The 22987-nt window shown below is 70.9% G+C and carries 20 protein-coding genes and 2 pseudogenes; 11 read left to right on the top strand and 11 right to left on the bottom strand.

Annotated features, from left to right (window positions below; genetic code table 11):
- Positions 1-178 precede the first annotated feature (178 nt).
- From ACYVF3_RS30240 to ACYVF3_RS30230, 3 genes and pseudogenes are all read right to left on the bottom strand, one after another.
- Positions 179-1183, bottom strand: coding sequence for a DUF6923 family protein (locus ACYVF3_RS30240; RefSeq protein WP_461157684.1), 1005 nt, complete (start codon positions 1181-1183; stop codon positions 179-181).
- A pseudogene (locus ACYVF3_RS30235) lies at positions 1153-1920 on the bottom strand (bestrophin-like domain). Before ACYVF3_RS30235 ends, ACYVF3_RS30240 begins: the two are co-directional and overlap by 31 nt.
- Entirely contained in the window at positions 1917-2195 is a 279-nt protein-coding gene (locus tag ACYVF3_RS30230; RefSeq protein ID WP_461157683.1) for a helix-turn-helix domain-containing protein, read from the bottom strand. The pseudogene ACYVF3_RS30235 and the gene ACYVF3_RS30230 overlap by 4 nt, the downstream one beginning before the upstream one ends.
- A gap of 588 nt (positions 2196-2783) precedes the next feature.
- On the opposite strand from ACYVF3_RS30230, the pseudogene ACYVF3_RS30225 reads away from it, so the two are divergent.
- Both ACYVF3_RS30225 and ACYVF3_RS30220 read left to right on the top strand, forming a co-directional pair.
- A pseudogene (locus ACYVF3_RS30225) lies at positions 2784-4185 on the top strand (family 2B encapsulin nanocompartment shell protein).
- A gap of 16 nt (positions 4186-4201) precedes the next feature.
- Positions 4202-5245 carry a family 2 encapsulin nanocompartment cargo protein polyprenyl transferase gene (locus ACYVF3_RS30220; RefSeq protein WP_461157682.1) on the top strand — a complete coding sequence of 348 codons (1044 nt, stop codon included), beginning with the start codon at positions 4202-4204 and terminating at the stop codon, positions 5243-5245.
- A 197-nt stretch (positions 5246-5442) separates the two neighbouring features.
- On the opposite strand, the gene ACYVF3_RS30215 is transcribed toward ACYVF3_RS30220, so the two are convergent.
- Positions 5443-6768 (bottom strand): purine-cytosine permease family protein, encoded by a 1326-nt coding sequence (locus ACYVF3_RS30215; protein WP_461157681.1) that lies wholly within the window; start codon positions 6766-6768, stop codon positions 5443-5445.
- Positions 6769-6904: 136 nt separating this feature from the next.
- Positions 6905-8422, bottom strand: coding sequence for a helicase HerA-like domain-containing protein (locus ACYVF3_RS30210; RefSeq protein WP_461157680.1), 1518 nt, complete (start codon positions 8420-8422; stop codon positions 6905-6907).
- Positions 8423-8663: 241 nt separating this feature from the next.
- Between ACYVF3_RS30210 and larE the strand changes: the two genes are divergently transcribed.
- Genes larE through larC form a run of 3 tightly spaced genes read left to right on the top strand, consistent with a single transcriptional unit; the run spans position 8664 to position 11289 of the window.
- Positions 8664-9482, top strand: a complete 819-nt coding sequence (larE, locus tag ACYVF3_RS30205; protein WP_461157679.1) for an ATP-dependent sacrificial sulfur transferase LarE — start codon at positions 8664-8666, stop codon at positions 9480-9482.
- Positions 9479-10141 (top strand): nickel pincer cofactor biosynthesis protein LarB, encoded by a 663-nt coding sequence (larB, locus tag ACYVF3_RS30200; protein WP_461157678.1) that lies wholly within the window; start codon positions 9479-9481, stop codon positions 10139-10141. The genes larE and larB overlap by 4 nt, the downstream gene beginning before the upstream one ends.
- Complete coding sequence (gene larC / locus ACYVF3_RS30195; protein WP_461157677.1) at positions 10138-11289, top strand: nickel pincer cofactor biosynthesis protein LarC; 1152 nt, start codon at positions 10138-10140, stop codon at positions 11287-11289. The genes larB and larC overlap by 4 nt, the downstream gene beginning before the upstream one ends.
- On the opposite strand, the gene ACYVF3_RS30190 is transcribed toward larC, so the two are convergent.
- Complete coding sequence (locus ACYVF3_RS30190; protein ID WP_461157676.1) at positions 11276-11713, bottom strand: VOC family protein; 438 nt, start codon at positions 11711-11713, stop codon at positions 11276-11278. The genes larC and ACYVF3_RS30190 overlap by 14 nt on opposite strands.
- A 139-nt stretch (positions 11714-11852) precedes the next feature.
- Here ACYVF3_RS30190 and ACYVF3_RS30185 point away from each other — a divergent pair, with 139 nt between their 5' ends.
- From ACYVF3_RS30185 to ACYVF3_RS30175, 3 genes are all read left to right on the top strand, one after another.
- Positions 11853-12425: a TetR/AcrR family transcriptional regulator gene (locus tag ACYVF3_RS30185; protein ID WP_461157675.1), complete on the top strand. Its 573-nt coding sequence runs from the start codon at positions 11853-11855 to the stop codon at positions 12423-12425.
- The gene (locus ACYVF3_RS30180; protein ID WP_461157674.1) at positions 12422-13822 is read left to right on the top strand and encodes an MFS transporter; all 1401 of its coding nucleotides are present in this window, start codon (positions 12422-12424) and stop codon (positions 13820-13822) included. The genes ACYVF3_RS30185 and ACYVF3_RS30180 overlap by 4 nt, the downstream gene beginning before the upstream one ends.
- A 64-nt stretch (positions 13823-13886) precedes the next feature.
- On the top strand, positions 13887-14885 hold the full coding sequence (locus tag ACYVF3_RS30175) for an alpha/beta fold hydrolase (protein WP_461157673.1): 999 nt from the start codon (positions 13887-13889) through the stop codon (positions 14883-14885).
- Between the two features lie 12 nt (positions 14886-14897).
- Here the strand turns inward: ACYVF3_RS30175 and ACYVF3_RS30170 are convergent, their stop codons facing one another.
- From ACYVF3_RS30170 to ligD, 4 genes are all read right to left on the bottom strand, one after another.
- Positions 14898-16991, bottom strand: coding sequence for a xanthine dehydrogenase family protein molybdopterin-binding subunit (locus ACYVF3_RS30170; RefSeq protein WP_461157672.1), 2094 nt, complete (start codon positions 16989-16991; stop codon positions 14898-14900).
- Positions 16988-17974: an FAD binding domain-containing protein gene (locus ACYVF3_RS30165; protein ID WP_461157671.1), complete on the bottom strand. Its 987-nt coding sequence runs from the start codon at positions 17972-17974 to the stop codon at positions 16988-16990. Before ACYVF3_RS30165 ends, ACYVF3_RS30170 begins: the two co-directional genes overlap by 4 nt.
- Positions 17971-18462, bottom strand: a complete 492-nt coding sequence (locus tag ACYVF3_RS30160; RefSeq protein ID WP_461157729.1) for a 2Fe-2S iron-sulfur cluster-binding protein — start codon at positions 18460-18462, stop codon at positions 17971-17973. Before ACYVF3_RS30160 ends, ACYVF3_RS30165 begins: the two co-directional genes overlap by 4 nt.
- Positions 18463-18528: 66 nt before the next feature.
- A complete protein-coding gene (gene ligD / locus ACYVF3_RS30155; RefSeq protein WP_461157670.1) occupies positions 18529-19380 on the bottom strand; it encodes a non-homologous end-joining DNA ligase in 852 nt (283 codons plus the stop codon).
- 163 nt (positions 19381-19543) lie between these two features.
- On the opposite strand from ligD, the gene ACYVF3_RS30150 reads away from it, so the two are divergent.
- The 3 genes from ACYVF3_RS30150 to ACYVF3_RS30140 all read left to right on the top strand — a co-directional run bounded on the left by ACYVF3_RS30150 (position 19544) and on the right by ACYVF3_RS30140 (position 22102).
- Positions 19544-19768 carry a hypothetical protein gene (locus ACYVF3_RS30150; RefSeq protein ID WP_461157669.1) on the top strand — a complete coding sequence of 75 codons (225 nt, stop codon included), beginning with the start codon at positions 19544-19546 and terminating at the stop codon, positions 19766-19768.
- Positions 19769-19806: 38 nt separating this feature from the next.
- Entirely contained in the window at positions 19807-20607 is an 801-nt protein-coding gene (locus ACYVF3_RS30145) for an exodeoxyribonuclease III (protein WP_461157668.1), read from the top strand.
- Positions 20608-20686: 79 nt separating this feature from the next.
- Positions 20687-22102, top strand: coding sequence for an amidase (locus tag ACYVF3_RS30140; protein ID WP_461157667.1), 1416 nt, complete (start codon positions 20687-20689; stop codon positions 22100-22102).
- Positions 22103-22196: 94 nt separating this feature from the next.
- Here ACYVF3_RS30140 and ACYVF3_RS30135 read toward each other — a convergent pair whose 3' ends face one another.
- Positions 22197-22859: a hypothetical protein gene (locus ACYVF3_RS30135; protein WP_461157666.1), complete on the bottom strand. Its 663-nt coding sequence runs from the start codon at positions 22857-22859 to the stop codon at positions 22197-22199.
- Positions 22860-22987 lie beyond the last annotated feature (128 nt).

Here is a 22987-nt window from a genome sequence, read left to right as displayed (position 1 = left end):
CCGTCAGCGACGTGCCAGCCCGCGCGCGGCGGCGCTCCCGCCGATCAGCAGCACCAGCGCGGCCAGCCCCCAGCGGCGCTTCTCCTGCGTGGTGTGCCCGGACTCGTCGGCTTCGACCTCCTCGGACGGTGGTGCGGGAGAGGAGGATTCGGGCGTTTCGACCGGCTCCTCGACCGGTTCAGGTGGTGCCGGAGGGCGAGCAGGAGTCGGCGTCTCGCTCGGCGCCGGCGTGGAGGTGGACGGTTCGGGGGCGGGTGAGGTCGAGGTCGGCGGAGCCTCCGTCGACGTCGGCGGAGCCGTCGTGGGTGGCGTGGTCGTGGGTGGGTGGCGTCGTCGTGGGTGGGGACGGCGTCGGCGGTGGCGTCGGCGGTTCCGGCGGCGGGGTGCGCCGCAGGCACCCCGCCGCATCAGAACTGGACATGCGGGGCACTTCGGCCAGTTTCGCCAGTTCGCCGCCACCGCTGACCCGGTAGATGCCACCGCTGCGGTTGGCGGTGACGTAGAGCGAGTCGTCCTCGCCGATCACGACCGACCCGTAGGAGTCCGGGAGCAGGCCCGGCAGCCACACGACCGGCTCGACCACTCCGGAGCGCTGGTCGAGCCGGACCACCGCGGGGATGCCCGAGTAGGTCAGGGCGACCCCGTAGAGCAGCCCGTCCGACCCGATGTCGAAGTCGTCGACGCTGAAGGGTCCGTGGCGCTCCTCCAGCTCGACCGACGACAGCACGTGGCGGAAGGTGGAGCTGTCCGGGTCGACGTCCACCACGTGCAGGCGGTCGTCCTCCAGGACGTACCAGCGCTTCCCGCGGATCGCACCGGCCGTGGGGTGCTCGATCGGGTTCCACGGGGTGTCGTCACGTCCGGCGACGACCGGGCCCAGGTCCAGCGGCGGGTCGGACGGACGCAGCGCCATCACGTGGCCGCCGTCGGAGAAGCCCTCCGCGATCCCGTAAGCCCAGCCCTGCGCCGCCGAATACCCGAGGGCGTTCATCCGGTGCGGCAACGTCCCGACCCTGGTGTCGGCGAAGCCCGGCAGCCTCACCCGGTACAGCTGCGAGGTGGTGCCGGTGGTGCGGATCTGCAACGCCTCGCACGCCTGCTCCGCCTCGGCCGCCGGGGCCACGACCGTCGCCAGGATCAGGAACGCTCCGGCTAGCCCCGCCCGAGACGTGCGAGCGCCCACTGGAAGGCCTCCGGTTCGATCCGAGACCCGCCGCTGAACGGGTTCTGCAGTTGGAAGATCGCGAACAGCAGCAGCGCCAGCGCGCCGGCCAACGTGGACACCAGCACGATGTGCGGGAACAACTTCGTGCCACCGAAGAGGTTCGGCAGCAGCACGCACACCAGGCTCCCGACGATCAGCACGAACCACACGACCGCGACGACCCCTCGGTCGAAGGCTCGCGTGAGACGTTCGTGCCGCTCGGATTAGACCTCGTTGAGCTTGTCCAGCGCCTCGGACTTGCGGTCCTCCTGGAACTCACCGTCGGCCTCCGCGCTGACCACGGCTGCCCGGATCTTGTCGAGCCGTTCCCAGCCCGGGCCGCCCACCGGAGTTCCGCGCTGCATCGACGGCCACTCGTCCCGGATCACCCCGTTCACGTAGGCCAGGCTGTTGTCCCGGACCTCGGTCGCGTCCGGCGCGGGCAACGACTCCATCGCCCAGGACACGGCGACGAGCTCCTGCGCTTCGGTGTAGGCGCCATCGCGCGCGTCGGAGACCGCGTCGAAGAGCGTCACGAGTACGAACGCCAGGACCACGGCCTGCAGTCCGCTGACGATCGTGAACACCTGCCCGGCCGCGTCGTTGTTGCTCGGGCTCCCCTCGTCCTGCCCGATCCTGCGGACCAGGTAGCCGATGATCGCCGCGCCGACCGCTGCACCCAGAACCCAGAGCGCACCGGTGATGACGAGGTTCACTCCGCGACCCCCGCGATCGGGCCGCGCGCGCCGTCCGGTTGTCGCGGCACGGGCACCCGCGGAGCCTCGGGTTCGAGGAGCTCACCCACCTCGCACCCCAGCACTCGGCAGATGACGTCGAGATCTTCCAACTTCAGGCTCGCGGGAGTCTTCGACCACAGGCCGGACATCTTCCCCGCGGATATCACCAGGCCGTGCTCGGCGAATCTCCGCTGCAGGTCGGTGGCCTTCCAGATACCGCGCTGCGCCGCGACCAACCGCAGGTTCCACTTCACGCGAAATCGCCTCCTGGAGAGAACATCTAACCGGTTCGCGGATTCTGATGGGCCTTCACCGATCGCGACCGAACCCGGGAAACAGCCGGCAGAACCACGCCTTCGAACAATACGCCCAAGATCCGCTGGAATTGGATAACCCGATTCGTGGAATTCGACTTCACACAACCGTCGCCCGGGTGGAGCAATACGACGGCGAAGCCTCCGCGAGGACCGCCTCGACATTGGTTCACCCGACTGAACCTGCCCCGAAATCGGCACCCCGCCGGGACCACCGGGACCACCCTGCGTCGCGCAATCGGAAGATCGGGCGATCATGAACGCACCCTGCGCTGACCACCGCGTATTGCTCCCCTCAGCACTTTCGGGTGACTGTACGGCCCGGTGGCCCGGTGCTAGCGTTTCGACCGGAAGCAACGACGAGGCCCGCCGATCCGGCGCGGCCAACAATTCTCTTCCACCCTTCTCGAATTACTCGACGACATTCGCCGATTCACCTTTTGCGCCCGTCTCGAGACCTTCCATCGAGCCCCCGTGTCGAGCCCTTCTCGACGATTTCTCATCCCGATGATTGGTGGTATTTCTGTCGTGACTGCGACCGATCCGAACCCTGCCGACACCGAAGCCCCGCAGCTGAGCCTGAGCACCGCGGCCGCGAGAAATCTCGCGACCACGACCAAATCGGCCCCGCAGATGCAGGGCATCACCTCCCGGTGGTTGCTGCGAATGCTGCCCTGGGTGCAGGCGGCCGGTGGCGTGTACCGCGTGAACCGGCGGTTGAGCTACACCCTCGGGGACGGCCGGATCACCTTCAGCAACACCGGAGCCGACGTCCGCGTCATCCCCCAGGAGTTGCAGGAACTCCCGCTGCTGCGCGGTTTTGACGACGAGTCCGCGCTGCGCGCCCTGGCCGACCGGTTCGTGCAGCGCCAGTTCGAGCCCGGCGAGGTGATCGCCACCTCCGGCGAGCCCGCCGAGGAGGTCGTGCTCATCGCCCACGGCAAGGTCAACAAGATCGGCACCGGCGAGTACGGCGACCAGACCGTGCTGGACGTGCTCGCCGACGGCCAGTACTTCGGCGCCCAGGTCCTCGCCGGTGAGGACGGCGAGTGGGACGCCAGCTACAAGGCGGTGACCCCGTGCACCGTCCTGTCCTTGGGCCGCAGAACCTTCCAGGAGCTCAACGGTTCTTCTGAGGCTCTGCGCGAACACGTGCGACAGGCGCTCTCCGGGCCGGCCCGCCCGCACAACCCGCACGGCGAGGCCGACATCGACATCGCCTCCGGACACTCCGGCGAACCCGCGCTCACCGGAACCTTCGTCGACTACGAGATGTCCCCCCCGCGAATACGAACTCAGCGTCGCCCAAACGGTTCTCCGCGTCCACAGCCGCGTCGCCGACCTCTACAACCAACCGATGAACCAGACCGAACAACAGCTCCGACTCACCATCGAAGCCCTCCGCGAACGCCAAGAGCACGAACTCATCAACAACCGCGACTTCGGACTCCTGCACAACGCCGACCTCCAGCAGCGCTTGCACACCCGCACCGGTCCACCCGCCCCGGAAGATCTCGACGAACTGCTGTCCCGTCGCCGCAAGTCCCGGTTCTTCCTCGCACATCCGCGGGCAATCGCCGCGTTCGGCCGGGAGTGCAGCAAGCGCGGCCTCTACCCGAACGCGGTCGAGGTCCAGGGAAGAACCGTGCAGGCCTGGCGCGGCGTCCCCATCCTGCCCACGGACAAGATCCCGATCAGCGACAGGGGCACCACCTCGATCCTGTGCATGCGCACCGGCGAGGACGACCACGGCGTCGTCGGGCTGCACCAGACCGGCATCTCCGACGAGCACGAGGCCGGGGTGTCGGTGCGGTTCACCGGCATCAACGAGCAGGCGGTCATCTCCTACCTGGTCAGCGCCTACTTCTCCGCCGCGGTGCTGGTCCCGGACGCGCTCGGCGTCGTGGAGAACGTCGAAATCACCCGCTGAGCGAGAGGAACCCGCAATGACGACGATGCAGCAGGACGCGAACCGGGCGGGTCAGGCGTTCGAGGCGCTGACCAGCAGTCGAACGATGGTCGAGCCCGCGCTGCGGGCGGCGGTGGACCGGCTCCCCGACCGGATGCGCCAGGTCGCCGGCTACCACCTGGGCTGGCTCGACGAGCGGGGCAACCCGGTGCGGGCCGACCGGGGCAAGGCGATGCGGCCGACGATGGTGCTGCTCAGCGCCTCCGCCGTGGGCGGGGATCCGGCCGACGCGGTTCCGGCCGCGGTGGCGGTGGAGCTGGTGCACAACTTCTCGTTGCTGCACGACGACGTGATGGACGGCGACGTGACGCGTCGGCACCGGCCCACCGCGTGGACGGTGTTCGGCAACGCCACGGCGATCCTGGCGGGCGACGCGCTGCTGACGCTGGCCGCCGACGTGCTCGCCTCCTCGCAGCACCCGGAATCGGCGAGCGCGGTGCGGATGCTCAGCAGCGCTGTGCTGGGCCTCATCGACGGGCAGAACTCGGACCTGGAGTTCGAGACCCGCGCCGACGTCGACCTCGCGGCGTGCCAGCGGATGGCGCGCGACAAGACCGGCGCCCTGCTGGGGTGCGCGTGCGCGCTCGGGGCGCTCTACGGTGGCGGTTCTCCCGAGCAGATCACCCGCATGCGGAGCTTCGGCGAGCGGCTCGGCCTGGCGTTCCAGCACGTCGACGACCTGCTGGGCATCTGGGGCGATCCGGCGATGACCGGGAAGCCGGTGTTCTCCGACCTGCGCACCCGCAAGAAGACGCTGCCGGTGGTCTCCGCGCTGACCTCCGGCACCAGCGCGGGCCAGCGGCTGGCCGGGCTGTACTACCGGGAGCAGCCGCTGATCAGCGGCGAGCTCGCCCAGGCGGCCGAGCTGGTCACGCTCGCCGGCGGGCGGGCGTGGAGTCAGGGACAGGCCGACGAGCTGCTCGCGGCCGCGCTCTCCGACCTCCGCAGGGCCGATCCGGAGGCGAACGCGGCGGACGCCCTCACCGCGCTGGCCCACCTGGTCGCCCGCCGGGACCACTGATCCCGGCACCCCGGAACGACGGCTCCAGCCACCACCGCCCCTCCTGGCTGGGGCCGTCCCCGGTCCTCGGGCGGGGTGTCGCGGGAACCGGCCGATTCTCGCGACAACCCGCCCGGGGCCAAGGGGTCCTTTCCGATCGCTGCTGAGCAGCCGTTGCAAGGGCGCACCGCCATGCAACTCCGACCTTGGAACAACTCCTAGGACTTCTGCCGGACCCTGCTGAGCAGGCCGATGAGACCGGCGGCCACGGCGGAGATCACGAAGGAGGTCAGCGCGGCGCTCATCCAGGTGGGAACGGTGAATCCGGCGGCCTCCCGGGCAGCGGTCCACAAGGTGGTCCACCAGCCCAGCTCGCCGGGGTTGATCAGCTGGAAGGCCGCGAATCCCAGCAGCCACGCCAGGAGCATGCCCCAGCGGGAGGGGGCTTGCGCCGAGATGTCCCACTCGCGCGTGCGCGCGTTGTAGAAGTAGTCCACCGCCAGCACGCCGAACATCGGCACGAAGACCGACCCGATCAGCAGCAGGAAGCTGGAGAACTGCTCGATGTCCATGGTCAGCGCGGCCAGTGTGCTGACCACGCCGACGAGGAGGCTCAGCAGCCGGCGATCCGCGCTGGGGCGCAGGTTCTGGATGGACACCGCGGTCGAGTAGGTGTCGGCGAAGGACTGGTCGACCTCGCGCAACACCAGCACCGCGAAGAACAGCACGCCCAGCGGCGCGGCCAGCAGCGGGTCGAAGGCCTTGTCGCCGTCGAACCCGACCAGCGCCAGTCCCAGCAGGCCCAGCAGGTAGCAGGCGATCTGGGTGACGGAGTAGCCCACGGTCGCGGCGGTGAACGCTCCGCTCGCCGAGCGCGAGTGCCGCGAGTAGTCGGAGGCAACCGGCAGCCAGGACACCGCGACCGCCAGCGCCGCGTCCGCCCCGGGCCAGAAGCCCTCCCACGAACCCTCGTTCATCGCAGGGATCGGTTCCAGCAGCAGCTGCACGAAGAAGTAGACCATCGCGATGAGCACCGCGACGCTCACGTAGCGGCGCAGCAGGCGCAGCGCGCCGAGCGGACGCAGCGTCAGCGCGGTGGTGAGCACTCCGGCGATGAGCACGTAGAGCCACTGCGGGCCGCCGCCGAACAGCGCCTCGGCACCTTGTGCGATCACCAGCAGTTCGAAGGTGCCCCAGCCGACCAGCTGCAGGATGTTGAGCACGGTCGGCACGTAGGACAGGCGGGTCCCGAACAGCCCGCGCAGCAGCATCATCGCCGGCGCTCCCGTGCGGGCGCCGGGGATCGCGGCGATGCCGACCATGATGCTGCCCAGCACGGTGCCCACGACGGTCGCCGTGACCGCCGCCAGGAACGACAGCTGCGGGACCCCGGCGGGTGCGAGCACCGCGAGCGCTCCGCTGAAGCCCAGCAGGCTCACGCCGAGGTTTCCCCAGAAAGCGCCCTGGTCGAGCACTCCCAGCGTTCTCGGCGCCGGTTCGTCCAAGGTGTTGGGGACTTCGGACCGTTCGACGTCAAGCGCCATCGACAGCTCCCTACGCCGGCATTATCCGGACAGGTTCTGCGGTCGGTGGCGCGTGCGTGCCACCCTCTCAGCCCGGTTCGCCCGAGCTCCCGCGTGAATGAGTCGCCAGGACCCTACCTGATCGAGTGACGCGGTGTCAGCGCCTCCTGTTGCCGAACAGTCCCCGGGTCACCTCGCGCCCGACCGCGCTGGCGGCGGAGCGGAAGAACGAGCGCACCGCGGGGTTCTCCATCGCCTTCTGGAACATCCCGGCGTCCTGCGCCTCGCCCTTCTTCGGAGCCTCGGCCGCGGGTTCCTCGGTGCCCTCCGGAACCTTCTGCGCGAGCTTCTCGTAGGCGGACTCGCGATCGATCGTCCCGGAGTACTTCGCGTGCAGCGGGGAGGATTCGGCCGACGAGGCGACGGCGTCCTCACCGATGGCGCCCATCAGCGAACGCGGTGCCCGCAGCCGCGTCCACGCGACCGGCGTCGGCGAGCCGGTCTCGGACAGCACGGTCACGATCGCCTCGCCGGTGCCGAGCGAGGTCAGCGCCTGACCGAGGTCGTAGTGCTCGGTGGTCGGGTAGGTCTTCACCGTCCGCGACAACGCCTTCTGGTCTTCCGGGGTGAAAGCGCGGATGGCGTGCTGGACGCGGGCGCCGAGCTGCGAGAGCACAGGATTGGGCACGTCGGTGGGCAGCTGCGTGCAGAAGAACACGCCCACCCCCTTGGACCGGATGAGCTTCACGGTCTGCTCGATGCTGTCCAGGAACGCCTTCGACGCGTCGTTGAACAGCAGGTGGGCCTCGTCGAAGAAGAACACGAGCTTGGGCCGGTCGAGATCGCCGGCCTCGGGCAGTTCCTCGAACAGCTCCGCGAGCAGCCACATCAGGAAGGTGGAGAACAGGACCGGGTTGGTCTGCACCTCGCTGAGCTCGAGCAGGTTGACCACGCCCTTGGCGTCGACCTGCTGGAGCAGGTCGGCCACCTCCAGCTCCGGTTCGCCGAAGAACTCGTCGCCGCCCTGGGCCTCCAGGTTCGACAGCGCTCGCAGGATCACCCCGGCGCTGGCGGCCGAGACGCCGCCGATGCCCTTGAGATCCTCCTTGCCCTCGTCGCTGGTCAGGTACTGGATGACCGAACGGAGGTCCTTGGTGTCCAGCAGCGCGAGCCCGCGCTGATCGGCCCAGTGGAAGATCAGGCCGAGGGTGGATTCCTGGGTGGCGTTGAGACCGAGCACCTTCGCCAGCAGCAGCGGCCCGAAGCTGGTGATCGACGCCCGGATCGGCACTCCCCTGCCGTGGGTCCCCAGTGACAGGAACTGCACCGGGTAGGCGCTCGCCTGCCAGTCGTCGCCGACGTCCTGGGCGCGGGCGGTGAGCTTGTCGCCGCCTTCGCCGGGCTGGGCCATTCCGGAGAGGTCGCCCTTGATGTCGGCGAGCACTACCGGGACACCGGCTTCGGAGAGCTGTTCGGCCAGCAGCTGCAGCGTCTTGGTCTTGCCGGTGCCGGTCGCCCCGGCGACCAGGCCGTGGCGGTTGAGCGTGGCCAGCGGGATGCGCACCTGGGCCTCGGCGTCGGCGTCGTTGTCGATGACCACGGCCCCGAGGTCCACGGCGGCTCCGCCTGCCGCGTATCCGGACGCGATCTGCTGGGCAGCGTTGTTGTCGGTCACCGCAGTCTCCTCCCGTCGGCACGTTCTCCTCGGAAGGTAGGTCGATCGGGCTCTCGATCCGTGGAGAGCCACTCGGTCGGGGGACGGACTGGCGCGTCCGCACTAGCACCCCGAACGGTCCGCCAAAAGGCTCCTTGACCACCGGAAAGATCTCCTTCGACGGCATGGGACGCGTCGCCCGATGGAGTTAGAGTCGGGTGTGACCGCCTGGGTTGACCGCGCGTGCGTGAGGAGTGAGGTCGTGACGGGATTGGACCGCCTGCGGACGCGGGTCAGCACCGAGCGAGCCCTGGTCGTGGCCTTCTCCGGAGGTGTGGACTCGGCGCTGCTGGCAGTGGTGGCGCATCAGGTGCTGGGTTCGCGGATGCTCGCGGTCACCGCCGTGTCACCGAGCCTGCCCGCCGAGGAGCGCAAGCAGGCCAAGCGCTTCGCGCGGGATCAGGGCTTCCCCCACGTCGAGGTGTGCACCGACGAAGCGGACCGGCCGGAGTACGCCGCCAACGACGGAAACCGGTGCTACCACTGCAAGTCCGCGCTGTTCGACGCTCTGGAACCGCTTGCAGCGGCGATGGGCGCGAGCGTCGCGCTGGGCACCAACGTGGACGACCTCGGCGATCACCGGCCGGGTCAGGCCGCCGCGGCGCAGCGCGGGGCGATCGCGCCGATGGTGGACGCGGGCCTCACCAAGGCCGAGGTGCGCGAGGCCAGCGACGCTCTCGGCCTGTCCACTGCGGACAAACCGGCGGCCGCGTGCCTCGCTTCCCGGGTGGCCTACGGCGATCCGGTCACGCCCGAGGTGCTGGCACGGGTCGAGCGCGCCGAAGCCGCCATCCACGAGCTGGGCTTCCCGGTGTGCCGGGTGCGCGCGCACGGGCAGGGGACGGTCGCGCGACTGGAGGTTCCCGCCGAGGACATCGACCGCGCGGCCGAGCACCACGCCGAGCTCGATGCGGCGGGTCGGGACGCGGGTTTCGAGTTCTGCGCGCTGGACATGGCGGGGTTCTCGAGCGGCCGGATGAACGTGCTGCTGCCGCTGCTGCCCGCGCGAAGCGCGTCATGACCGGCTTCAGCGACCTCGGGTACGCCAGGGTCGACACCGACCGGGAATCCCGCCAGGGGCTGCCGGAGGTGGTCTACGGCCCCGGCAAGCGCCCGGAGGAGATCACCGGGATCGTGACCGAGCTGCTGGCCCGCAGTAGCGGACCCGTGCTGGTCACCCGGGTGGAACCCGAGATCGCCGCGGCCGTCGAGGTTCCGGGCGGCAGCTACCAGGAGACGGCGCGCCTGCTGGTGTGGCGACCGGCGGCCAAACGGGACTTTCGGTTGTGCGTGGCCACGGCGGGGACCTCGGACTGGCCCGTCGCGGCCGAGGCGGAGTCGGTCGCCGCGGCGATCGGCCTGCGCGCCCGCGTGATCCGCGACGTCGGCGTCGCCGGGATCCACCGGCTGCTCGCGGCGAGCGACGAGCTCCAGCAGGCCGACGCAGTGGTCGTGGTGGCGGGCATGGAGGGTGCGCTGGCCAGCGCGGTCGGCGGCCTGGTGTCCTGCCCGGTGATCGCGGTGCCCACCTCGACCGGCTACGGCGCGTCGCTGGAGGGGGTCACGGCGCTGCTGGCGATGCTGACCTCGTGCGCGGCCGGCCTGACGGTGGTCAACATCGATTCGGGCTTCTCGGCCGCGATGGCCGCGCACCGGCTGGCCACGGTGGCCCGGCGATGATTCTCTGGCTCAACCCCACCACCGGGCTCTCCGGCGACATGCTGCTGGGCGCGCTGCTGGGCCTCGGCGCACCGGTCGACGCGGTCCGCGACTCCATCGCGTCCACCGGCCTCACCGGCTGCTCCCTGACCGCCGAGCGGGTCCAGGTGGACGGCATCGCCGCGACCCGCGCGGTCGTGGCCGTCGACGACGACGCACCGGAGCGCCACGCGTCCGAACTGATCGAGCTCGCCTCCCGGGCGAAGCCGGAACCGGTGGCGACGATGGCGGTCACGGCCCTCGAATCGATAGCCCGGGTGGAGGGCGCGCTGCACGACCGCGATCCCGCCGAGGTGCACCTGCACGAGGTCGGCGGACTGGACACCATCGTCGACACAGTCGGAGTCGCCGCCGCCTTGCACGAAATGGGCGTCACCGCAGTGCATTCCGCGCCGATCGCGCTGGGGTCGGGAACGGTCCGCTGCGCGCACGGCGTGCTGCCCGCGCCCGCACCGGCGACCGCGCGCTTGCTGGAAGGCGCAGCGGTGGTCGGCTCGGACCTGGACGGGGAGACCGTCACCCCGACCGGCGCCGCGCTGGTGTCGGCGATGGGCGTCCGCTTCACCCCTCCCCCGGCGATGACGCTCGGCGCCACCGCCTTCGGTGCCGGAACCAAGCGGTTCCCGCAGCGCCCGAACGTCCTACCTGCGTCGCTGGGCACCGCCCGCTCGCCGGTGGAGACGATGGTCGTGGTGGAGTGCACGGTCGACGACGTCACGGGCGAAACCCTGGGCTACGTGCTGGATCAGCTGCTCGACGCGGGTGCCGCCGACGCCTGGACGAGCCCGGTGACGATGAAGAAGTCGCGGCCGGCACACGTCCTGCACGTCCTCTGCGCTCCGGCGCAGGAGGAAGCCCTCACGGCGATCGTGCTCTCCGAGACCGGGACGCTGGGCGTGCGCAGGCACGAGGTCCAGCGCACCGCTCTTGCCCGCCGCACCAGCACGGTTTCGGTGGAGGGGTACGGCATCCGGGTCAAGCACGGGCCGCACCGCAGCAAGCCCGAGCACGACGACGTCGCCGCGGCGGCGAGGGCGCTCGGGCTCCCGCTGCGCACCGTCGCCGACAGGGCGCGCGTTGCGGCCGCGGAGCAGATCAGCCCTTCGTGAGCTCCTCGGCGAGCATCACGATGATGCCGCTGGGACCGCGTAGGTAGCTGAGCTTGTAGACGTCCTCGTAGGTGGCCACCCCGCGCAGCGGGTGGCAGCCGTGCCGGGCGGCCACCTCCAGCGCCGCGTCGATGTCGTCGACGGAGAAGGCGACCCGGTGCATGCCGATCTCGTTGGGGAGAGTCGGCTCCGTCTCGATGGCCTCCGGGTGCACGTACTCGAAAAGCTCGATTCGGCCGTGACCGTCCGGTGTCTGGAGCATCGCGATGTGTGCGTGGTTGCCGTCGAGCCCCACGGCGGTGTCGGTCCACTCGCCGCTGACCGTGTCGCGGCCCAGGACCGTGAGCCCGAGGTCGGTGAAGAACGCGATCGCGGCGTCGAGGTCGCGCACGGCGATGCCGACGTTCTCAAGCTTGATGGGCATGGGCCGGATGGTAGCGATCCGGACCGACGAGGGCTGAGGACGCGCAGGTCAGACGGATCGCGCTCAGGCTCCTCGGACCGGTCGGAGGTGGGTGCGCATCACATTTTGTTAGTGGTCAGTACCTAGTAACTTCGCACGGGTGGCGGAGCGGATGAGCGGATCCCAGCGGCGTGCCCAGGTACTAGCCATCGCGGCCGAGGAGTTCGCCGAGCACGGCCTGCACGGGGCCTCGACGGAGGCGATCGCGCGGCGGGCGGGCATCACTCAGCCCTACGTCTTCCGGATGTTCGGGACCAAGAAGGCCCTGTTCCTGGAACTCGTCGCGGCGGCGTTCGAGCGCGTCAGCGACGGGATGCGCGACGCGGCCGGGCACCGCAGCGGCCTGGAAGCGCTGTCGTCGATGGGCGCCCAGTACTTCGACCTGCTGGCCGACCGGACCTGGTTGTTGTTGCAGCTGCAGGGTTTTGCCGCGTGCGGCGATCCGGAGGTCAAGGACGCGGTCCGCGCGTGCTTCGCGAGGATGTGGGACACCACCGAGAGCGGGACCGAGCTCGAACCGGTGACCGTGAAGACGTTCCTCGCCTACCGGATGCTGCTCAACGTCGGCGCCGCGATGGACGTCGGGCAGGTCGACGAGGCGTGGGCCGACGGGATCCGCACCAGGATCCAGCCGGGGTTGTTCGCCCACATCACCGAGGAGACCAACCGGTGAGCGCCGTGACGGACGGTCCCCGCGACGCCCGCTCCCGCCGGCTGAGCATCGCGCTGGTGTGCACGGCGCTGGCCGGAGCGGTGGTCGGCAGCGTCGGCGCGCCGCTGATCACGCCGGTCGCCACCGGGTTGCACGTGTCCCTCGACGCCGCCCAGTGGACGTTGACGGTCACGTTGTTCACGGGGGCGATCGCGGGTCCCGTGCTGGGCAGGCTGGGCGGTGGCCCCTACCGCCGGGTGACCGTGCTGGCCGCGCTGTCCCTGGTCACCGCGGGCGGGCTGCTGACGGCTCTGCCCCTGCCGTTCGCGGCGTTGCTGATCGGGCGCGGCCTGCAGGGGCTGGGCGTGGCGGTGGTGGCACTGCTGATGAGCGTCGCGCGTGCGCACCTGGCGGCCGAGCGCTCGGCCTCGACGATCGCCGCGCTGTCGGTCGCCTCCACGGTGGGCATCGGCGTCGGCTACCCCTTGATCAGCCTCGTGGACCAGCTGGCGGGTCTGCGCGCGGCGTACTGGCTCGGGTTCCTGATCTCGGCCGCCGCGCTGGTCCTCGCCTGGCGGGCGCTTCCGGTCGAGGCGCCTGGCCCACGACCTCGGATCGACGTCGTGGGCGCGCTGCTGCTGGCTCTCGGCACCCTCGGCGTCCTCCTGGTCATCGCGGAGCGATCGGTGTGGGAAACCCCGTGGCCCGCAACCGCTCTCCTCGCCGGTTCGGTCGCGGCTCTCGGCATCTGGGCCATCGTCGAACTGCGCACCGCGACTCCGCTGGTGAACCTGCGGCTGCTCGCTCGCGGGCCGGTCCTGCGCGCCAACGTCGCGATGCTCATCGCAGGCGTGGGGCTGTACCTCCTGTTCAGCCTGTTCACCCGCTACGTGCAGACACCGGCCGGTGCGCCGTACGGGTTCGCGCTTCCCGGCGTTGCAGCCGGGGCGGCGCTGATCCCGTTCTCCCTGCTCGGGTTCGTGGCGGGAAAGGCGTTGCCAGAGCTCATCACTCGCGTCGGGAAGTGGTGGGCGTACGCGTCGTCGACGGTGATCGCCATCGCCGGTGCGCTGCTGTTCGCCCTCGGCGTGCAGTCGCTGGTGGCGGTGCTCGGGGCGTTCGCGCTGCTCGGGTTCGCCGTCGGCGGGATCTCCGCGGTGATGCCGGCGCTCGTGCTCGCCGGGGTGCCGCAGGCGGAGACGGCCAGCGTCCTGTCGATCAACCAGATCGTGCGCAGCATCGGCTTCAGCGCGGGCAGCGCGGTCACCGGATTGCTGCTGTCGAGCGCGACGCCGGGCGGCACGGCGCTCCCGGCGCAGGGCGGGTACGTCGCGGCGGCCTCGTGGGCGCTGCTCCCGCTGGCGGTCAGCGCGCTGATCGTCGCCACCCACCGTTCGGCGCGAACATCGACCGCCTGACCGCTTGCGCCCACTACCCTGGACGTCCGGGACCACGCGGACATCTCGGGATGAACGGGGCACGATGAGCGGGCAGGCCGAGGCCACGAGCAGGCGCAAGCGCGGACGACGGACGTGGGCCGCCGTCGCTGCGGTCGCGCTCGTGCTGGTCGTGGCGGGTATCGCGCTGCGGAGTCCGTCCCCTGTCGGGCACTGGAACTCCCAGTCCGGTCGCGACGCTTTCCTGGCCGACTACGAGCGGGCCTGGCAGGCCATGCCTCGGCCGGCCGAAACCCTGGACGTGCGCACGGATTTCGGCTTCGTCCGGGTCTACCGCTTCGAAGGCGCCCCGCACGCGCGCTCGCAGCACCCGTTCGTCCTGCTGCCCGGCCGCTCCTCGCCGAGTCCGGTGTGGGCGGACAACATGCCCTCGTTGCTCCAGCTCGGCGACGTCTACGCCCTCGACCTGCTCGGGGAGCCGGGGATGAGCGTGCAGGAGGCGCCGATCGAGACCTCCGCGGACAACGCCGCGTGGCTCGACCAGACCCTCGCCGCACTGCCCGCGGAGAAGTTCCACCTCCTCGGCCTGTCCATCGGCGGGTGGACGGCCACCAACGCGGCCACGCACTTCCCGGAACGGGTGGCGAGCCTGGTGCTGATCGACCCGGCGCACACCTTCGCGGCCATCCCCCTCGGCACCGCCCTGCGCGCGATCCCGGCGTCGGTGCCGTGGCTGCCCAAGGCGTGGCGCGACTCCTTCGCCTCCTACACGGCCGGCGGCGCTCCCGTCGAGGACGAACCGCTCGCGCGCATGATCGAGACCGCGATGAGCGCCTACACGATCGAGCTCCCGCAACCCGCGCTCATCCCGGAGCCGGATCTCGCCGCGCTGCAGATGCCGGTGCTGGCGGTCCTGGCGGGCGAATCCGTCATGCACGACACCGAGACCGCCGCGCAGGTCGCCGGCAGGACGCTGCGCCGGGGCACGGTCGTCGTCTACCCCGGCGCCTCGCACGCGGTCGGGTCCGAGCAGGCCGAGGCGATCGCCACCGAGATCGGCGCGTTCCTGGACGCCCAGCGGTGATCCGCACAGCCGCTAGAGGCGGCCGACGAGCTTGTCCGGCGTGATCGGCAGGTCCCTGATCCGCACGCCGGTAGCGTGGTGGACGGCGTTGCCGACCGCTGCGGCCGCTCCGACGATGCCGATCTCGCCGATCCCCTTCGATCCCAAGGGGTTGACGTAGGGATCGTCTTCGTCGATCCAATCCACCTCGATGTCCTTGACATCGGCGCAGCTCGCGACGTGGTACTGCGCCAGGTCCTGGTTGAGGACGTGCCCGAAGCGCGGATCGACGTGCGCCTTCTCGTGCAGGGCCATCGACAGCCCCATCGTCATGCCGCCGAGCAGCTGCGACGCACCGGTCTTGGCGTTGATGATCCGCCCCGCCGCGAACACGCCCAGCATCCGCGGCACGTGCACCTCGCCGGTGTCGCGGTGCACGCGGACCTCGGCGAACTGGGCCCCGAAGCTGTGCATCGCGAACCGGCCCCGGTACGGGTTGTCGGGGATCCGTCCGGTCGCCGAGAGGCCTTCCTCGGGTACCGGAGCTCCCTCGGGCAGCTTCTCCCGCAGTCGGCGGGCGGCGTCCACGATCGCCGAGCCCCAGCAGGTGATCCCGCTCGAACCACCGGCACCGGAGGCCCACGGCAGATCGGTGTCGCCGATGCTCAGCGTGATCCGGTCCAGGTCGGTTCCCAGCGCGTCGGCGGCGATCTGGGTGAGTGCGGTCCACGCCCCGGTGCCGATGTCGGCCGCGCCGACCCGCACGCGGTACCGGCCGTCCGGGCGCGCCTGGATGTCGGCCCGCGTTCCCGGCATCGAGACGACCGGGTACGTGGACGCCGCGACTCCGACGCCCGCCAGGAAGGGACCTTCCCGGCGGGAGCGCGGTGCCGGAGCGCGATCGGCCCAGCCGAACCGGTGGGCACCTTCGCGCAGGCAGGCCACCAGGTTCCGGCTGGAGTAGGGACGCCCGGTCTCGGGATCGGTGTCGGGGTCGTTGAGGATGCGGAACTCGACGGGGTCCAGACCACAGGCGATGGCCATCTCGTCCATCGCCGTCTCCAGCGCGAACATGCCGGGGCACTCACCGGGTGCGCGCATCCACGTCGGCACCGGGATGTCCAGCTCTTCCAAGCGATGGCTGGTCCGGCGGTTCGGCGCGGCGTACATCATGCGCGCGGGAACCCCCGCCTGTTCCGCGAACTCCTTGATCCGCGCGGTCTGGGCGACGACGTCGTTGCCGACGGCGGTGAGCTGCCCGTCGGAGTCGGCGCCGAGCCGCACGCGCTGGAACGTGGCGGCGCGGTGGCCGGCGATCTGGAACACCTGCCTGCGGGTCAGCGCGAGCTTCACCGGTCGCGGTTGCACCCGCTGGGCGGCCAGGACCGCCGCGACGACGTGCGCGTGCACGGGTCCCTTGGAGCCGAACCCGCCGCCCACGTGCGGAGCGATGACGTGGATGTTCTCCCGGTCGATGCCCAGCAGAGTCGTCAGCGCGTCGCGCACCCAGTGCACGCCCTGGGTGGAGTCGTACACGGTGAGCTCGCCCTCCGACCACGCGGCGGTGGTGGCGTGCGGTTCCATCGCGACGTGGTGCTCCTGCGGCGTGCTGTAGAGGGCGTCGTGCACCACCTCCGACTCCGCGAGCGCGGTGTCGAAATCTCCTGCGCCGTCGTCGGTCTCGAATCCGCCGTTGACGTTGTCCGGCCGGACCAGGTCCGTTCCCTCGGGGCGCAGCACGACGTCGTGCCCGGCCTCCTCGTAGGACACCCGGACGAATTCGGCTGCGGCGCGCGCTTTCTCGGAGGACTCGGCGAGCACCACCGCCACGGGCTGACCCCGGTACCCGACCTCGGGCGATTGCAGGATCGCGAGTTCGGCGTCCTCGGTCGAGCTCAGCGCCGGTGCGTTCTCGTGGGTCACGACGTCGAGGACACCGGGTTCGGCGAGCGCCGCGCTGGTGTCGATGGCGGTGATGCGGCCTCGCGCGATCCTCGACTGGACCAGGTGCGCGTGCACCGGGCCGTCGACGGGGTGCTCGGCGGCGTAGACGGCCTGGCCACGGACCTTCGAGTCGCCTTCGAGGCGCTCGATCGGGGCGCCGATGATCCGGGTGGCGGTGCTCATCGCGGCACTCCCGCGAGCTCGCAGAGCACGCCGCCGATCATGTTGCGCACCAGCGGCACCTTGAACTCGTTGTCGGGCAGGGGTTCCGCCGCTGCCAGCTCGGCGTCGGCGGCTCTGGCGAAGGCGTCGACGGTGGCGGGCCCACCGCGCAGCGCGTCCTCGGCAGCGGTCGCGCGCCAGGGCTTGTGGGCGACGCCGCCCAGGGCCAGGCGCACGTCGCGGACCACCCCGTCGGTGACGTCGATCGCGGCGGCGACCGAGGCCAGGGCGAAGGCGAACGACGTGCGGTCGCGGGCCTTCCGGTAGCGGGAGGTGATGGCGAAGCCCAGCGCCGGGACGTCCACCGAGGTGATCAGCTCGCCGTGGCCGAGCACGGTGTCCCGCTCCGGTTCGCCGCCGGGCAGCCGGTGCAGGTCCGCGGCGGGAACGCTGCGGGTGCCGCTCGGCCCGACCACGTTCACCACGGCGTCCAGGGCGACCATCGCGACGGCCATGTCGGAAGGATGGGTGGCCACGCACTCCTGCGAGGCGCCGAGGATGGCGTGGTCGCGGTGGTACCCTTCGCGCGCCGGGCACCCGCTGCCGGGCTCGCGCTTGTTGCACGGGGTGGTGACGTCCTGGAAGTAACCGCACCTGGTGCGCTGCAGCAGGTTCCCGCCGGTGGTGGCCAGGTTGCGCAGCTGCGCCGACGCTCCGGCGAGAACGGCCTGGGACAGCATTGGGAACCGCTGCCGGACGAGCGGATCCGCGGCCAGCGCGCTGTTGGTGACCGAGGCGCCGATGCGCACCGCGTCGCCCCGGTCCTCGATCCGGTCGGAGGTCAGCCGGCGCACGTCGACGAGCACGTCCGGTGAGGCGACCTCCAGCTTCATCAGGTCGACCAGGTTGGTGCCGCCCGCCAGGAACTCGGCACCGGGGGCGTTGGCGAGCACGCTCACCGCCGAGTCGACGTCGGTGGCGCGCTGGTAGTCGAAGGGCCTCATCGGTTCACCACCTCGCCGACCGCGCGCACGATGTTCGCGTAGGCGCCGCAGCGGCAGAGGTTGCCGCTCATCCGCTCCCGGATCTCGTCGGGGAGATCGGCGCCGTCGGCGGTGACCGCGCTGGGTTCACCGGCCTCCAGCTCCTCGATCGCTCCGACCGCCGACACCACCTGCCCGGGCGTGCAGTAGCCGCACTGGAAGGCATCGTGGCGGACGAACCCGCGCTGCACCGGGTGCGGCTCCGCGCCGTCGAGCCCGTCGGCGGTGCGCAGGTGCGCGCCGTCGTGGGCGACGGCAGGCATCAGGCAGCTGATGACTCGTCTGCCCTCCAGCAGCACGGTGCACGCGCCGCACTGGCCGTGGTCGCAGCCCTTCTTGGGGCTGATGATGCCCAGTCGCTCGCGCAGCGCGTCGAGCACGGTCGTGCGGGTGTCGACGGTGAGCCGGTGCTCGATGCCGTCGACGAAGAGCGTGATGTCGGCGTCCACGGGTCCCCCCATCGTCGTGCCCTGCACCTCGCTTACCCGCGCCCGCGCCGCCCCATGCACGGCTGATCAGTGCAGTTCGCTCCACGGGTCGGTCTTCTGGGCGAGCCGGCGCGCCATGTTGGCGCACCCGTAGGACTGCGGTGTCACCCGTCCGAGTTCGGCGAGGTCGATCGGGGTGGCGGCGGGAGCACCGGGGCGCGCTCGCAGCGAGTAGGGCGCGATCATCGTCTGGCCGTAGGCGTTGCGGTTGATGTCCAGGAAGATCCGGTCGCCCCGCTTGTTCTTGCGCTGCTCGGTGGTCAGCCGGTCCGGGTCGTCGGCCGCGGCGCGTGCGGCCAGTTCGCGCATCCGGGATCGGACCTCGTCGAACCCGAGCTCGCCGTCCAGGGGCGCGGCGATGTGGAACCCCTTGCCACCGGTCGCCTGCAGGTGCGGTGCGAACCCGTCGTCGGCCATCCGGTGGCACATCCGGCGGACCACGTCGCGCAGCGTCGCGATGCCGATGCCCTCCGGCGGGTCGAGGTCGAGCACCGCGAGCACCGGACGCTCCAGGTCTTCCACTGTGGACAGTGCGATGTGGAACTCCAGGCAGGCCTGATCGGCGAGGTAGAGCAGCGTCTCCTCGTCCTCGACCAGCACGTGGTGCACCGGAGGACCGTCGCCGCGCTGCGGGACCGAGGCGCGCGGAACCCGGTCGGGGAAGTGCTTCGAGGCCTCCTTCTGGAAGAAGCCTCCCGCCTCGATGCCGTCGGGGAACCGCCGCATGGTCACCGGCTTTCCCCGCGCGTGCGCGATCAGCTCGGCCGAGATGGAGCGGTAGTAGTCGAACACGTCCTGCTTGCGCACGGAGTCCTGCGGGTAGAGCAGCTTGTCCGGGTGGGACGGTCCGGCCAGATGTGCGACGTCGTTTCCAGGCATGACAGTGCCGTACCCGGGCGCCGGAACCGCCAATCACCTGGTCGTGAGTGGCGTTCGCGGCACATCGTTAAAACATTCGGGTGACAACGGGAACCCGCAGCCGTTGTTTTTGTTCCTATTGGCAGTAGGCCGGTTACGACGAACGCCAGCAGGGAGAACTCCGATGAAGCAACACGTCTACGCCGAACTCATCGGCGGCCCGGAGGACGGCAGATCGTTCTTCATCCCCGCCGTCGACGCGGACTTACCCATGGGCGAGTTCGCCTTCCCCTCGCCCCGCGACGGGGAGGCACCGTGCTCGCCCTACGCCTGCTACAACCGGCGTGACCAGCGACCCGACGGCGTCTGGCGCTACCAGTACGCCGGCGAGCACAACGTCGCACCCTAGCGCGTCGAATCGTCGGAGCGGTGTGCCAAGCTGCGCGCATGCGGATCGCCACCTGGAACGTCAACTCGGTAGGAGCCCGGCTGCCCAAGCTGCTCGACTGGCTGGGCACGGCCGAACCGGACGTGCTGTGCCTCCAGGAGCTCAAGTGCGCCGAGGACGCGTTCCCGTTCGACGAGGTCGGTGAGCTCGGCTACGAGGTCGCCGCGCACGGCACGGGCCGCTGGAACGGCGTCGCCGTGCTCTCCCGCGTCGGGTTGACCGACGTGCGCCGCGAGCTGCTCGACCAGCCCGGCTTCCAGGCCGACGGTTCCATGTTCGAGACGCCGGAGCCCCGCGCGGTCGCCGCGACCTGCGGCGGAGTCCGCGTCTGGTCGGTCTACGTGCCCAACGGCCGCGAGGTCGGGCACCCCCACTACGACTACAAGCTGCGCTGGCTGGACGCGCTGCGCGCCACCGCCGTCGAGGAGCTCGCGGCCGACCGCCCGTGGGCCGTGCTGGGCGATTTCAACGTCGCCCCGAACGACGAGGACGTGTGGGACATCGCGGCCTTCGAGGGCGCCACCCACGTCACGCCGGACGAGCGCAAGGCCCTCGCCTCGCTGACCGAGTCCGGCCTCACCGAGGTCTACCCCAGGGCGCTGAAGTACGACGTGCCGTTCACCTACTGGGACTACCGGGCGCTGCGATTCCCGAACAACCAGGGGATGCGGATCGACCTCGTGTACGGAAACGACTCCTTCACCACCCAGGTCACCGACTCCTACGTCGACCGCAACGCGCGCAAGGGCAAGGGCACCTCCGATCACGCACCCGTGGTAGTCGATCTCGAACTGGGCTGAGGACGCTGTTCCAGGATCGGTTCGCGTTCGGGGCGCTAGCGTGCGGGCCGAACACCGCCCGCGTGAGGAGTCCTCAGACGTGCCCCAGTCGCTGTGCCACCACACCGCCACCGATCTCGCGGGGCTGATCCGCTCCGGTGAGGTCTCGGCCCGCGAGGTGATGCGGGCTCATTTGGAGCGGATCGACCGGCTGAACCCCCAGGTCAACGCGCTGGTGTCGCTGGACCCGGAACGGGCGCTGGAGGTGGCCGCGGCCGCCGACGAGCGGTGGGCCTCGGGCGAGCCCGTCGGCCCGCTGCACGGGCTGCCGATCGCGCACAAGGACACCCACGACACCGCGGGCATCCGCACGACGAGCGGGTCCCCGCTGCTGGCCGACAACGTGCCCGAGCGCGACGAGTTGGTGGTCGAACGGCTCAAGTCCGCGGGAACGATCGTGGTGGGCAAGACGAACGTTCCGGAGTTCGCCGCGGGATCGCACACCTTCAACCCTGTGTTCGGCACCACCGCCAACCCCTACGCCACGGACCGCTCGGCGGGCGGCAGCAGCGGTGGCGCGGCCGCCTCGCTGGCTTGCCGGATGCAGCCGCTGGCCGACGGCAGCGACATGGGCGGGTCGCTGCGCAACCCGGCTTCGTTCTGCAACGTCGTGGGGCTGCGCCCGGCTCCGGGCCGGGTGCCCACCTGGCCGGACGTCGCGGCGTGGTCGACGCTGTCGGTCCAGGGCCCGATGGCCCGCACGGTCGCCGACGTGGCGTTGATGCTCTCGGCGATCGCAGGACCCGACGACCGCAGCCCGATCTCGATCACCGAACCCGGCTCGGCGTTCCGGGGATCGCTGGACACCGATCTGTCCGGACTGCGGGTCGCGTTCTCGCTCGACCTCGGCGGAGAGCTGGTCGTGGATCCGCAGGTGCGCGCGGTGCTGGAACCGGCCGCGCAGGTGCTCGCCAACATCGGCGGCCGGGTCGAGGAGACCGCGCCGGACCTGACGGGCGCCGACGAAGTGTTCCGCACGTTGCGCGCCTGGCAGTTCGAGCTGGCCCTCGGCGAGCTCCGCGACGCCCACCCGGAGGAGATCAAGCCGAGCCTCCGCGACAACATCGACGCCGGACGGGCCCTCACCGGTGCCGAGGTGGGCCGCGCGGAGCGGCTGCACACCGAGCTCTACCACCGGGTCCGCGAGTTCTTCACCCATCACGACGTGCTCGCGCTGCCGGTGAGCCAGGTGCCGCCGTTCGACATCGACCTCGAATTCCCGACCGAGATCGGCGGGGTCGCCATGACCTCCTACCTCGACTGGATGCGCTCGGCCTACTGGATCTCGGCGACCGGGTGCCCGGCGATCTCCGTGCCCGCGGGCTTCACCCCGGACGGCCTTCCGGTCGGCCTCCAGCTCGTCGGACCGCACCGAGGCGAGCGGCGCCTGCTCGAGATCGCGCACGCCTTCGAGCAGGCCACCCAGCACGCCCGAACCCTCCCCGCCCTGAGCTGAGGAGGGACCCGAGGTGCGTTTCAGAATGTAGCCGCTGCTTCAGGTGTGGGGCTTAAGCCCGCACCGCCACGCGAACCAGTCCCTGGGACAACCCCTAACCCTCGCGGTCGGGGGCCGTGGCGTGGTCGTAGTAGCCGAGGACGCCGGTGGCGCCGTGCAGCGCGAAGCCGGCCTCGGGAGTCGCGGGGTCGCCCGCGGTGTCGATGATCCGGCGCATCGTGGAGTCGACGAGCTCGTCGAGCGCTCGCCAGCGGCCTGCCGGGTCACCGGCGACCGTCGTCCCCTCGGCGAAGTCCTCGGCGCACCGGTCGAGCCCCTCGCGCAGCAACCTGACCTGCTTGGCGAAGGCGCCGTGGCCCCAGCCGGGCGCGAGGTCGTCGGCGTGCGAGGCGAGAAGCCCGGCCATGTAGGTGATGTCCTCGACGTGGTCGCCGAGCCACTTGCGCCGTCGGTGGATCGATCCCAGCTCCGGCCACCGCTTGCGCGCGGCCTGCCGAGTCCGGCCGGTCACCGCGCTGAGGTCGGCCAGGCTCGCCCCGAGCCACACGCTCTCCGACGCCGCCGATTCCGTCTGCTGCGCGGCAGCCTCCGCCACGAGCTCCTCGGTGTCCAGCGCCGCGCGCAGCCGCTGCAGCGACGCCACCCGCCGCTGCTGCTCATCGCCCACGTCCGAACCCTTGGTGCCGGGATCGGCAACCTGCGGGGTCCGCTCCCCCGCCAGCTGCTCGACGAGTCGTGTCGCGTCTACCGTCGACATGATGCCTCCCTCTGTGTACCTCGGGTTCACAGTATCACTGTAAACCTCCGGTTCACACCCGGATCCGTGGTCCGGGAACCGCGGTCCGCGCTGCTGCGTTGCGCATGGGGCAGCGCCCGAGGAGTTCT

This window comes from Saccharopolyspora tripterygii, from assembly GCF_054778355.1.
This window is presented reverse-complemented; position numbering and strand designations above follow the sequence as displayed.